Raw genomic sequence first — 12,095 nt, forward strand, 5'->3', positions numbered from 1 at the left:
GCAGCCACCGGCACATGCGGTTCGATCAAGGCCCACTCGGCATCCGTCACGTCAAAACGCGCCACAACCCCGAGTTCTACCAGAGACACCCAGCCAACAACCGAGCCCAACCAAGATCCGAACCTTCAACAGCTCCTAAGGGGACGGCCGGGGGACGACTCCGGGGCGGCTCCGGGCCGCTCCCGGGTCGGAACCGCTTGCTTTTCCCGGCACGCGATATATCGTCTTTAAAAGAGAACGCGATACATCGCGACCAGGCAGCGGGAGGCGGTAGGCATGAGCCAGTGGACGATCGAGGGGCCGGGCAGGACGACCTTCGAGGACGCGGTCCGCGAACTGCACGTGCGCGTCATCGACGGCACCGTGAACGTGGTCGCGGCCGAGGGCCCGGCCCGCATGGAGGTGACCGAGCTCCGGGGGGAGCCGCTGCACGTGACGCTGGTCGACGGCGTCCTGACGGTCACCTACAAGGACATCAACAGCTGGGGCGAGTTCGGCGAGCAGCTCAAGTCGGTCGCCTCGGTCAAGAGCTTCCTCGGCAGCTTCAAGCGCAAGCGGACGGTCGGCGTCACGCTGACCGTCCCGGTCGACGCCGTGGTCAAGGTCGGCACCGTCTCGGCCGGCGCCACCGTCACCGGCATCGACGGGCACGTCTCGGTGCAGAGCGCCAGCGGCGACGCCACCCTCGCCAAGGTGACCGGCCGGATCGACGCCGCCACCGTCACCGGCGACGTGGACGCCCAGGCGGTCGGCGGCGAGCTCCGGGTCAACACCGTCTCCGGGCAGCTCACCGTGATCGCCGGCACCGCCGACCGGGTCCAGGCCAACTCCGTCACCGGCGCCGTCACGCTGGACCTCGACGTGGCCGGCGAGACCGACGTCAAGGTCAACACGGTCAGCGGGCCGGTCGTGGTCCGCATCCCCGCGCAGGCCGACGCCACCGTCGAGGCCGGCTCCACCACCGGCGACGTCTCCAGCACCTTCGAGCAGCTCAAGATGAGCAGCACCTGGGGCGCCAAGAAGATCTCCGGGCAGCTCGGCGAGGGCCGCGGCACCCTGAACGTCACCACCGTCTCCGGCGCGGTCACCGTGCTGAACCGCCCCGACGCCGAGGACGACGCCCCGGCCCGCGAGCTCCCGGCCGGCCCCGACCTCACCAAGCCCGCCGGGCCCGATCTGACCAAGGAGGCCTGAGATGACCCCTGTGTTCGGCCACGGCCGGCTCCGGCTCTACCTGCTGAAGCTGCTGGACGAGTCGCCCCGGCACGGCTACGAGGTGATCCGCCTGCTGGAGGAGCGCTTCCAGGGCCTGTACGCGCCGTCGGCCGGCACCGTCTACCCGCGCCTGGCCAAGCTGGAGCAGGAGGGCCTGGTCAGCCACAGCACCGAGGGCGGCCGCAAGGTGTACCGGCTGACCGACGCCGGCCGCGCCGAACTCGAAGCCCGGCAGAGCGAACTGGACGAGCTGGAGGGCGAGATCCGGGACTCCGTGGCGCAGTTGGCCGGGGCGATCCGGGAGGACGTCCGGGACAGCGCCAAGGACCTGCGCGAGGAGCTGTGGAAGGCCGCCCGGCAGGCCCCGAAGGCGGGCCGCCCCGAGGGCGCCGGCGACCCGTGGGCCGGGCCCTGGGGCGACAACGAGTCCTGGCAGCGCGCCAAGGAGGAGTTCATCCAGTTCAAGCTGCATGCCAAGGAGCAGGCCAAGCGCGCCCGGGAGCAGGAGAAGGCCGCCAAGGCGAAGGCGAAGGCCGCCGAGGAGGAGGCCCGCCGGCTGCGCGAGCAGGCCAAGGCCTCGCGCACCGCGGCCCAGCAGGAGGCCCTGCGGATCAAGCGCCGGGTCGAGCAGCAGGTGCGCGAGCACGCGGCGCAGGGCGACTGGCCGAAGGGGCTGGCCGAGGGCCTGGCCGAGCTGACCAAGGGCCTGTCCGGGCTCGCCGACGCCGCCCGCTGGGGCCACCCGGCGGCGGAGTCGGACGAGCAGGTCACCGTCACCCGGATCGACCTGGACAAGCCCGGCGCCCCCGCGGCCCCGGCCGACCTGCCGGCGTGGGCGCGCACCGACCCGGCCGGGGAGCCGGACCGCGAGCTGGAGCGGCTGCTCGACCGCTTCCGCGACCAGGTCCGCGACGCGGCCCGGGACGGCGGGGTGAGCGCCGCGCAGCTGGCCGAGGCCCGGACGGTGCTGGGCACGGTCGGCGAGCGGCTGAAGCGGCTGCTGGGCTGAGCACCGCCGTACGGAACGGTCCGGCACCTCCGGGGGGAGGGTGCCGGGCCGTTCCCGTGCGTTCAGGGCGTGAGCACGATCTTCCCGAAGAGGTCGCCCTTGGCGAGCCGGGCGAAGCCGTCCCGGGCCTCGGCCAGCGGCAGCACCGAGTCGATCACCGGCCGCACCCCGGTGTTGGCGCACAGCGCCAGCAGCCCGGCCAGCTCCTCCTTGGAGCCCATGGTCGAGCCGACCACCTTCAGCTCCAGGAAGAAGATCCGGTTCAGCTCGGTGGCGCTCGGGTTCGGGCCGGAGGTGGCCCCGGAGATCACGATGGTGCCGCCCGGGCGCAGCGACTTGACCGAGTGCGACCAGGTGGCGGCGCCGACCGTCTCCATCACCGCGTCCACCCGCTCGGGCAGCCGGGCGCCGCTCTCGAAGGCCGCGTCCGCGCCGAGGCCGATCGCCCGCTGCCGCTTGGCCTCGTCCCGGCCGGTGACCCACATCCGCAGGCCGGCCGCCTTGCCGAGCACGATCAGCGCGGTCGCCACCCCGCCGCCGGCGCCCTGCACCAGCACGGTGTCGCCGGGCTTGACCCCGGCGTTGGTGAACAGCATCCGGTAGGCCGTCAGCCAGGCGGTGGGCAGGCAGGCGGCCTGCTCGAAGCTCAGCTCGGCGGGCTTGGGCAGCAGGTTCCAGGTGGGCACCGCGACCCGCTGGGCGAAGGTGCCCTGGTAGCGCTCGGTCAGGATGGACCGGGGCTCGTCCGGGCCGACCCCGTGGCCGCTCTGGCCGATCACCGAGTGGATGACCACCTCGTTGCCGTGCTCGTCGATCCCGGCGGCGTCGCAGCCGAGGATCATCGGCAGCTTGCCGGCGGGCAGGCCCACCCCGCGCAGCGACCACAGGTCGTGGTGGTTGAGGCTGGCGGCCTTGACCGTGACCACGCTCCACCCGGGGCGGGCCTGCGGCTCGGGGAGTTCGCCCAACTCCAGCCCGCTCAGCGGGTCGTCGGCGTCGATACGTGCGGCGTAGGCAGCAAACATGTCCCGGACGATAGCCGGGTACGGCCGAGGCCGGAACAACACGTCGGTGTGACGCGCGTCCCGGCCTCGGGCCGACAAGTGCCGATCGTCAGATCGTCAGATCCGCGCCACGCCCTCGGCGCGGGCGGCGTCGGCCACGGCCTTGGTGACCGCCGGGGCGACCCGCTCGTCGAACGGCGAGGGGATGACCTTCTGCGGCGTCAGCTCCTCGGCCACCACGCCGGCCAGCGCCTTGGCGGCGGCCAGCTTCATGCCCTCGGTGATCCGGGAGGCCCGCACCTGCAGCGCACCGGCGAAGATGCCCGGGAAGGCCAGCACGTTGTTGATCTGGTTCGGGAAGTCGCTGCGCCCGGTGGCGACGACGGCCGCGTACTTGTGCGCGACCTCGGGGTGGATCTCCGGGTTGGGGTTGGCCATCGCGAAGATGAACGCGCCCTCGGCCATCGTCGCGACGACCTCCTCCGGCACGGTGCCGCCGGAGACGCCGATGAACACGTCGGCGCCGTTCAGCGCGTCGGCCAGCGAGCCCTTGACGCCGGTGCGGTTGGTCAGCGCGGCGATCTCGGCCTTGACGTCGGTCAGGTCGCCGCGGCCCTCGTACACCACGCCCTTGCGGTCGCACACGGCCACGTCGCCGATGCCCGCCGCCACCAGCATCTTGGCGATCGCGATGCCGGCCGCGCCGGCGCCGGAGATGACGGCCCGCAGCGAGCCGATCTCGCGGCCGGTCACCTTCGCGGCGTTCCACAGCGCGGCGGTCGTGACGATCGCGGTGCCGTGCTGGTCGTCGTGGAAGATCGGGATGTCCAGGGCCTCCTGGAGCCGGCGCTCGATCTCGAAGCAGCGCGGCGCCGAGATGTCCTCCAGGTTGACGCCGCCGAAGGACGGCGCCAGCCGCACCACGGTCTCGACGATCTCGTCGACCCCGGTGCAGGCGAGCGCGATCGGCACCGCGTCCACGCCGCCGAACTGCTTGAACAGGATGGCCTTGCCCTCCATCACCGGGAGCGAGGCCTCCGGGCCGATGTCGCCCAGGCCGAGCACGGCGGTGCCGTCGGTGACCACCGCGACGGTGTTGGACTTCCAGGTGTAGTCGTTGACCAGCTCCGGCTGCTCCGCGATGGCCGTGCAGACGCGGGCGACACCGGGGGTGTAGGCGAGGGACAGGTCGTCCGCGTCGCGCACCGGCACGGTCGCCCGGATCTCCATCTTGCCGCCGCGGTGGAGCGCGAAGACGGCGTCGACCGGATCGTCGGTGTCCTGGGTGCTGCTGTGCATGATCTCCGCTGCCACGATGACCTCTTCGTCATTGGATTGGCGAGGTGCGCGGCCGACGGACTGGGCGACCCGCCGGAAACCGGAACCCGGGTACGCCGAAGCGGACCCGGGGGGCGGGGTCGGGGCGCTGCCGCCGGGCGGCGCCCTCGGATGAGGGTTTTATGAGGTTCTTGTTGTCCGTTGTGCTTCCGGGCCGAGCGTAGGTCGGACGACGGCATCGCACCTATGCCTTTTCGTCCTCGTCGCGAGCTGTTCATCGCCGCGCCGTCGCGTCGGGCGCCCGGCGTCACGGGAGCCGGTGTCCGGCACAGGCAACGGCAAGAAACGCACGCTTACCCGCAGGAGTGAACGCAGACCAGGGGGAGCCGGTGCCCGGGATACGGAGCCGCGTGAGGACTTCCGTTCCCTGACACCCCGAGCCTGTCGGGACTCGTCGGTCTGGTTCGAGCGTTCGGGGGTCACCCGGGGTACGAATTCTGACACACCCGCCCGCAGGGCCCGGCGGCGGGCCTCCGAGCCGGTGGCCCGGGGATCTGCATACTTATACGGAGGGTGACAGGGGTACTGTATTCGTCCGGATAGCGGACACCGTACGCCCTCGTTATCCGATTTTGATCTGGATGAGGGTCACCTGACCGTCCTCAGATGGCAGGATTCCCCCCATCTCGGATCGAGCCGGCCACTGGTCGAGGCGGTTCGGTCAACGTCCACCTCGGCGGAGGGTGGCGGAAGCAGTACCCGTACGACCCTGTGCGCCCCCGCGCCCAGGCCCCGCACCACCCGGCCCGCACGTACGACGACGTACAGCCGAATACACCACCCTCCGTACGGCGCCGTACGGCCTGCTGCACCGGTGCGCCGCTCCCGCGGCGTGCTCCGCCCGACCTCTCTCCCGAGAAGGAGATCCCCCTCATGACCGCCCGTACCCAGCGCACCCGGCTCCTCGCTGCCTGCGCGGTTGCCGCCTCCGTCTCGCTCGTGCTGACCGGCTGCGGCAGCAGCAAGTCCTCCTCCGGCTCCTCGGCCGGCGCCGGTGCCAACCCGAGCGCCACCGTGGCCGCCGTGACGGCCGACCCGAAGCTGGCCGACCTCGTCCCGGCCGACGTGAAGGCCTCCGGCAAGCTCGTGGTCGCCGCCGACGCCTCGTACGCGCCCAACGAGTTCAAGGACGAGAAGGGCAACATCGTCGGCATGGACGTCGACCTCGCCGACGCGATCGCCAAGAAGCTGGGCCTGACCGCCGACGTCCAGAACGCCGACTTCACCTCGATCATCCCGGGCATCTCGGCGAAGAAGTACCAGCTCGGCATGAGCTCCTTCACGGACACCAAGGAGCGCGAGGCGACCGTCGACATGGTCACCTACTTCACCGCCGGCAGCGCCGTCGCGGTGAAGAAGGGCAACCCGGACAAGATCGACCCCAAGGACCTCTGCGGCAAGAAGGTCGCCGTCCAGACCGGCACCACCCAGGCCGACGAGATCAAGGACACCCGTAACCCGGAGTGCACCAAGGCCGGCAAGCCGACCATCCCGAACGACGGCGACAAGTTCCCGCTGCAGACGGACGTCACCCAGTCCCTGATCGCCGGCCGCGACCAGGCCATGATGGCCGACTCCCCGGTCATCGACTACGCCCTCAAGCAGACCAACGGCCAGCTGGAGAAGGTCGGCGACACCTACGACAGCGCCCCCTACGGCGTGGTCGTCGACAAGAACTCCCCGCTCTCCAAGGCCGTCCAGGGCGCCGTCCAGTCGCTGATCGCCGACGGCACCTACAAGCAGATCCTCGCGAAGTGGGGCGTCGAGGCCGGCGCGATCGACAAGTCCGAGATCAACGCCGCCAAGAGCTGACCTTTCCGCACCACCTGACACCCCCTGAGGCCACCCACTGTGAATCCTTCAGACCAGGGGCTGGCGAAGCCGGGACGGCCTGAGCCCATCAAGGCCGTCCCGGTCCGCCACCCCGGACGCTGGGCCGGAGCCATCGTCGTCGTCGTCCTCGCGGCGATGCTGCTCCACGCCCTGATCTACAACCCCGCGTTCAAGTGGGACGTCGTCCGCGACACCATGCAGGACGACACGATCATCAGCGGTATCGGGACGACCCTCGAACTCACCGTGTTCTCCATGCTCATGGGCGTGGTCGGCGGTGTGCTCCTGGCGATCATGCGGCTCTCGCCGAACCCGTTGCTGTCCGGAACGGCCTGGTTCTACATCTGGGTGTTCCGCGGCACCCCGGTGCTGGTCCAGCTGGTGTTCTGGAACTTCCTGGGCTCGCTCTGGGAGAAGATCTCGATCGGCGTCCCGTTCGGCCCGGCGTTCTGGTCCGAGAACACCAACACGCTGATCCCGACGTTCACCGCCGCGCTGCTCGGCCTCGGCCTCAACGAGGCCGCGTACATGGCGGAGATCGTCCGCGGCGGCATCCAGTCCGTCGACGAGGGGCAGAGCGAGGCCGCGCACGCGCTGGGCATGAGCCGCACGGCCACCCTGCGCCGGATCGTCCTGCCGCAGGCGATGCGGGTGATCATCCCGCCGACCGGCAACGAGACCATCTCGATGCTGAAGACCACCTCGCTGGTCCAGGTCATCTCGCTGTCCGAGCTGTTCACCGCCGGCCACGACATCTACTCGCGCACCTTCCAGACCATCCCGGTCCTGGTCGCGGTCAGCATCTACTACCTGATCATGACCTCGATCCTCACCGTGGGGCAGTACTACATCGAGCGGTACTACGCTCGTGGTGCGAACCGAACACTGCCGCCGACGCCGCTCCAGCGGCTGCGCAGGCTGTTCGCCGGAAAGCCCGCCCCGAAGGTCGAGCACGACGTCGTCCCGGGGCTCGAGGGAGGTGGTCACGTATGACCGATCTGACCAAGACCCCCCAGGACGGCGCCCGACCGGCCGCCGAGCCGATGGTCCGGGCCGAGGGCGTGCACAAGTCGTACGGCCTGGTCGAGGTCCTCAAGGGCATCGACCTGGAGGTCAAGCAGAGCGAGGTGTTCTGCCTGGTCGGCCCGTCCGGCTCCGGGAAGTCGACCTTCCTGCGGTGCATCAACCACCTGGAGAAGATAAACGGCGGCCGCCTCTGGGTGGACGGCGATCTGGTCGGCTACCAGCAGCGGGGCGACAAGCTCTACGAGCTCAAGGACCGCGAGGTCGCCCTGAAGCGCCGGGACATCGGCATGGTCTTCCAGCGCTTCAACCTGTTCCCGCACATGACGGCCGTCGAGAACGTCATGGAGGCCCCGGTCCAGGTCAAGAAGGAGAACAAGGCCGCCGCCAAGGAACAGGCGATGGCCCTGCTGGAGCGGGTCGGTCTCGCCGACAAGGCGAAGAACTACCCCTCCCAGCTCTCCGGCGGCCAGCAGCAGCGCGTGGCGATCGCCCGCGCGCTGGCCATGAAGCCCAAGCTGATGCTCTTCGACGAGCCCACCTCGGCGCTCGACCCGGAGCTGGTCGGCGAGGTGCTGGACGTCATGCGCGGGCTCGCCGAGGAGGGGATGACGATGATCGTCGTCACCCACGAGATGGGCTTCGCGCGCGAGGTCGGCGACGCGCTGGTGTTCATGGACGGCGGCGTGGTCGTCGAGTCCGGCAACCCCCGCGAGGTGCTCACCAACCCGCAGCACGAGCGCACCCGGGCATTCCTCTCCAAGGTGCTCTAACCGGTGCTCTGAGTACGCACGGTCGGCGCCCGGCAGGCGAACCTGCCGGGCGCCGACGTTTTCCCCGCACGGGTAATAGGCTGGACGCTGTCAGCCCGTTACCGATCATCTGGAAGGACCGCCGTGGAGCTGGCCTCGTACGCCGACCTCGCCGTTCGGCTGGTGAACACCGAGGAGCCCGAGCGCGGCACCGACACGCTGACCTCCGTCGACGCGGTGCGCTCCCTGTTCTCCGACTCCTCCCGGGCCGGCGCGCTGGCCGAGGAGGCCGACGTGCCCCGCCTGCGGGGCGTCCGGACCAGGCTGCGCGGCGTCTTCGAGGCCGCCGCCGAGGGCGACGAGGTCCGCGCCGTCGACCTGCTGAACAGCCTGCTGATGGAGTACCCCGTCAGCCCGCTGGTCTCCGGGCACGACCACCTCGACGACGCCGGGCGCCCGCGCTGGCACCTGCACCTGGCCGACAACTCGCCGACCGCCACCGCGCACTTCAGCGCCGTCGCCTGCATGGGCCTGGCCGTCCACCTCACCGAACTGGGCGCCGACCGGCTCGGCATCTGCCAGGCCGCGCCCTGCCGCAACGCCTACCTGGACACCTCGACCAACCGGTCCCGCCGCTACTGCTCGGACCGCTGCGCCACCCGCGCCAACGTGGCCGCCTACCGGGCCCGCAAGCGCCAGGAGGCGGCGGCCGCCATCCAGGAGCCCTAGAGTTCCTCGGCCCAGACGCCGAGCCGGCGGGCCAGGCCCGGCACCCGGGCCAGCCGGGGGGCGAGCAGCAGCCGCTCCAGCCGCCGGCCCGGCGCCAGCCAGGCCGGCGAGGGGCGCAGCCGCAGCAGCACCCGGCCGAGCAGCAGTTCGTCCGGCACCGGGCCGTAGGAGCGGCTGTCGCTGTCGACTGGGCGGTTGTCGGAGAGCAGCCACCAGCCCTGCGGGCGGCGCTCGGCGGCCCGCTTCACCACCAGCAGGTCCTGCTGGAAGGGGTGCCGGAAGAGCACCACCGCGCCCGGCCGGATCGGCGCGCCGTAGCGGACCAGCAGCTGGTCGCCCTCGCGCAGGGTCGGCACCATCGACGGGCCCGCCACGTCGACCAGCCCGAACGGCAGCGCGCCGCCCGGCCCCGGCCGTTCGGTGCCCACCGGTCCCGTGCTCCGTGCCACGACTCCTCCTCCCGCGCTGCCCGCACCCCAGTCTGCCGTACGGACCGTCACCTGTTCGATGTCCGGATTACCCCGGTTCCGGGTCCGTCTTTCGCCCTAGGCCCACCGCCCGGCCGCGAAACCGGGAGGCCGGAAGGGTAATCTCGGGCGCGGGAAGACGATCTAAGGAAGGACTCCCATGTTCTCTCGTCTGTTTGCACCGCGCGCCACCGCCCACGCCCACTGCGACCTGCCCTGCGGTGTGTACGACCCAGCCCAGGCCAAGCTGGAGGCCGAGTCGGTCAAGGCCACCCAGGAGAAGTACCAGGCCAACGAGGACGAGCACTTCCGCGCTCGCGCCATCATCATCAAGGAGCAGCGCGCCGAGGCCGTCAAGCACCACATCTCGGTGCTGTGGAGCGACTACTTCAAGGCCCCGCACTTCGAGAAGTACCCGCAGCTGCACCAGCTGATCAACGACACCCTGAAGGCCGCCTCGGCCGCCAAGGCGTCCACCGACCCGGCCACCGGCCAGGCCCTGCTGGACCTGATCGCCGAGGTCGACAAGATCTTCTGGGAGACCAAGCAGGCCTGAGCCTGACGCGTCGCCACCCGACCGCCCCCGTCCGCAACCGCCGGACGGGGGCGGTCGTGCGTTCACGTCCCGACAAAAGGTAAGGGTCATTCATGCCGTGCGACTGTTATGCTGCGAGGGCGTCCGAGGGAGAAGTCCGGTGTGAATCCGGCGCTGACCCGCAACGGTGAGCGGAGCCCGTACAGCCCGTACGGCCCCGCCAGCCCGATCGCCCCCGGCCGCTGAACTCCCGACAACTCGCCGCGGACTGCGAGGGGACGGCGCGCCCCGGCACACCCTCCGGCAGGCCGCCCGGCCCGGCGCACCCACGGCCCGAGGCAAGGCGCAGCCCGTCCGTGAGCACCCGTGAGACCCGCCGAACACCCGCCGCCCCGCTCGCCCTGGGCCTCGCCGCCGTGCTGCTGGTCTCGTTGCTGTGCGGCGTCTCGCTGGGCGCCTCCGGGATCGGCCTCCCGCACGCCCTGCGGCTGGTCGGCGCCGGACTGACGGGCGGTCGGCTGGACGCCGACGAGGCCGCCGCGTACGCGATCGTCTGGCAGATCCGGCTGCCGCGCACCGTGCTCGCCGCCGTGGTCGGCGCCGGGCTGGCCGCCACCGGGGTCGCCGTGCAGGCGCTGGTGCGCAACGCGCTGGCCGACCCCTTCGTCCTCGGCATCTCCTCCGGCGCCGCGGTCGGCGCCAACGCCGTCCTGCTGCTCGGCGCCTTCGCCTCGCTCGGGGTCTGGGCGATCTCCGTCTCCGCCTTCGGCTCGGCACTGGCCGCGATGGCGCTGGTCTACCTGGTGGCCCGCACCGCGGCCGGGCTCACCCCGCTGCGGCTGGTGCTCACCGGCACCGCGCTGTCCTACGGCTTCTCCGCCCTCACCTCGCTGATGGTCTTCGCCGCCGCCCGCGGCGAGGCCGCCCGGGACGCCATGATGTGGCTGCTCGGCAGCCTCGGCGGCGCCACCTGGGGCTCGGTGCCGATCGCCGCCGCCACCGTGCTCGCCGGGCTGGCCTACCTGGCCTGCGCCGCCGGGCGGCTGGACGCGCTCGCGATGGGCGACGAGACCTCCGCCTCGCTCGGCGTCGACCCGGACCGGCTGCGCCGCGAGCTGTTCACGGTGACCGCCGCCGTCACCGGCACGGTGGTCGCGGTCAGCGGGGCGATCGGCTTCGTCGGGCTGCTGGTGCCGCACCTGGCCCGGATGCTGGTCGGCGCCGGGCACCGCCGGGTGCTGCTGGTCGCGCCGCTCGCCGGGGCGGTGCTGCTGGTCTGGGTGGACATCGCCTCGCGCACCCTGCTGGCGCCCGCCGAGCTGCCGGTCGGGATCTTCACCGCGGTGCTCGGGGTGCCGGCCTTCCTGCTGCTGATGCGCCGCCGCGGCTACGCCTTCGGAGGCCGCTGATGACGACCGCCGCCGATCTCACCGTCGACGGGGTCTCGGTGGAGCTGGCCGGTGCCCGGCTGGTCCACGAGGTGACCATGCGGGCCACCGCCGGGCAGGTGGTCGGGCTGGTCGGGCCGAACGGCAGCGGCAAGTCGACCCTGCTGCGCTGCGTCTACCGGGTGCTGCGGCCCGCCGCCGGAGCCGTCCGGCTGGACGGCGCCGACCTGCACGCGCTCACCGCCCGGGAGTCGGCCCGCCGGGTGGCCGCACTGCCCCAGGAGCACTCCGCCGAGTTCGACTTCACGGTGGCCGAGGTGGTCGCCATGGGCCGGCTGCCGCACCGCCGCCCGCTGGCCGGGCCCGCCGCCGCGGACCACGAGCGCTGCGCGGAGGCGCTGCGCCGGGTCGGCGCCGGGCACCTCGCCGAGCGGGGCTTCCTGAGCCTGTCCGGCGGCGAGAAGCAGCGGGTGCTGATCGCCCGGGCACTGGTCCAGGAGCCGCGGCTGCTGGTGCTGGACGAGCCCACCAACCACCTCGACATCGCGCACCGGTTGGAGGTGCTGGCGCTGGTCCGCGAGGCCGGCCCGACGGTGCTCACCGCGCTGCACGACCTCAACCTCGCGGCGGGCCACTGCGACCTGCTGTACGTGCTGCGGGCCGGCCGGATCGTCGCCTCCGGGCCGCCCGGGGAGGTGCTCGAACCGGGCCTGCTGGCCGAGGTGTTCGGCGTCCGGGCCACCCCCGTCCGGCACCCGGTGACCGGCGCCCTCCAGCTGCTCTTCGACCGCCTCTCCTGAGC

At 71.9% G+C, this 12,095-nt stretch carries 12 protein-coding genes and 1 riboswitch; of the genes, 9 read left to right on the forward strand and 3 right to left on the reverse strand.

Annotated elements, in window-relative coordinates:
• The first annotated feature begins 276 nt into the window (after positions 1-276).
• Entirely contained in the window at positions 277-1,194 is a 918-nt protein-coding gene (locus tag ACPC54_RS13410) for a DUF4097 family beta strand repeat-containing protein (RefSeq protein WP_498964470.1), read from the forward strand.
• A gap of 1 nt (position 1,195) precedes the next feature.
• On the forward strand, positions 1,196-2,224 hold the full coding sequence (locus ACPC54_RS13415) for a PadR family transcriptional regulator (protein WP_498964472.1): 1,029 nt from the start codon (positions 1,196-1,198) through the stop codon (positions 2,222-2,224).
• Positions 2,225-2,286: 62 nt separating this feature from the next.
• Here ACPC54_RS13415 and ACPC54_RS13420 read toward each other — a convergent pair whose 3' ends face one another.
• Positions 2,287-3,249 (reverse strand): zinc-binding dehydrogenase, encoded by a 963-nt coding sequence (locus tag ACPC54_RS13420; RefSeq protein ID WP_498964474.1) that lies wholly within the window; start codon positions 3,247-3,249, stop codon positions 2,287-2,289.
• A gap of 96 nt (positions 3,250-3,345) precedes the next feature.
• Positions 3,346-4,527 carry an NAD(P)-dependent malic enzyme gene (locus ACPC54_RS13425; protein ID WP_498964921.1) on the reverse strand — a complete coding sequence of 394 codons (1,182 nt, stop codon included), beginning with the start codon at positions 4,525-4,527 and terminating at the stop codon, positions 3,346-3,348.
• 912 nt (positions 4,528-5,439) lie between these two features.
• Here ACPC54_RS13425 and ACPC54_RS13430 point away from each other — a divergent pair.
• The 4 genes from ACPC54_RS13430 (at position 5,440) to ACPC54_RS13445 (ending at position 8,903) form a co-directional block, all read left to right on the forward strand.
• Positions 5,440-6,378: an ABC transporter substrate-binding protein gene (locus ACPC54_RS13430; RefSeq protein ID WP_498964476.1), complete on the forward strand. Its 939-nt coding sequence runs from the start codon at positions 5,440-5,442 to the stop codon at positions 6,376-6,378.
• Positions 6,379-6,417: 39 nt separating this feature from the next.
• The gene (locus tag ACPC54_RS13435) at positions 6,418-7,392 is read left to right on the forward strand and encodes an amino acid ABC transporter permease (protein WP_498964478.1); all 975 of its coding nucleotides are present in this window, start codon (positions 6,418-6,420) and stop codon (positions 7,390-7,392) included.
• Between the two features lie 50 nt (positions 7,393-7,442).
• On the forward strand, positions 7,443-8,195 hold the full coding sequence (locus ACPC54_RS13440) for an amino acid ABC transporter ATP-binding protein (protein ID WP_498964922.1): 753 nt from the start codon (positions 7,443-7,445) through the stop codon (positions 8,193-8,195).
• Between the two features lie 123 nt (positions 8,196-8,318).
• Positions 8,319-8,903, forward strand: coding sequence for a CGNR zinc finger domain-containing protein (locus ACPC54_RS13445; protein ID WP_498964480.1), 585 nt, complete (start codon positions 8,319-8,321; stop codon positions 8,901-8,903).
• Here ACPC54_RS13445 and sodX read toward each other — a convergent pair.
• On the reverse strand, positions 8,900-9,262 hold the full coding sequence (gene sodX / locus ACPC54_RS13450; RefSeq protein ID WP_498964925.1) for a nickel-type superoxide dismutase maturation protease: 363 nt from the start codon (positions 9,260-9,262) through the stop codon (positions 8,900-8,902). The two genes, ACPC54_RS13445 and sodX, sit on opposite strands and share 4 nt — an antisense overlap.
• A 268-nt stretch (positions 9,263-9,530) precedes the next feature.
• On the opposite strand from sodX, the gene sodN reads away from it, so the two are divergent.
• From sodN to ACPC54_RS13465, 3 genes are all read left to right on the forward strand, one after another.
• Positions 9,531-9,926 (forward strand): superoxide dismutase, Ni, encoded by a 396-nt coding sequence (gene sodN / locus ACPC54_RS13455; RefSeq protein WP_498964482.1) that lies wholly within the window; start codon positions 9,531-9,533, stop codon positions 9,924-9,926.
• 86 nt (positions 9,927-10,012) lie between these two features.
• Positions 10,013-10,128, forward strand: a riboswitch (cobalamin riboswitch).
• Positions 10,129-10,261: 133 nt separating this feature from the next.
• The gene (locus tag ACPC54_RS13460) at positions 10,262-11,314 is read left to right on the forward strand and encodes a FecCD family ABC transporter permease (protein WP_498964484.1); all 1,053 of its coding nucleotides are present in this window, start codon (positions 10,262-10,264) and stop codon (positions 11,312-11,314) included.
• Positions 11,314-12,093, forward strand: a complete 780-nt coding sequence (locus tag ACPC54_RS13465) for an ABC transporter ATP-binding protein (protein ID WP_498964486.1) — start codon at positions 11,314-11,316, stop codon at positions 12,091-12,093. The genes ACPC54_RS13460 and ACPC54_RS13465 overlap by 1 nt, the downstream gene beginning before the upstream one ends.
• The last annotated feature ends 2 nt before the right edge of the window (positions 12,094-12,095 follow it).

This window comes from Kitasatospora sp. NPDC094028 (genome assembly GCF_049543595.1).
In the GTDB taxonomy this organism is placed as follows: domain Bacteria; phylum Actinomycetota; class Actinomycetes; order Streptomycetales; family Streptomycetaceae; genus Kitasatospora.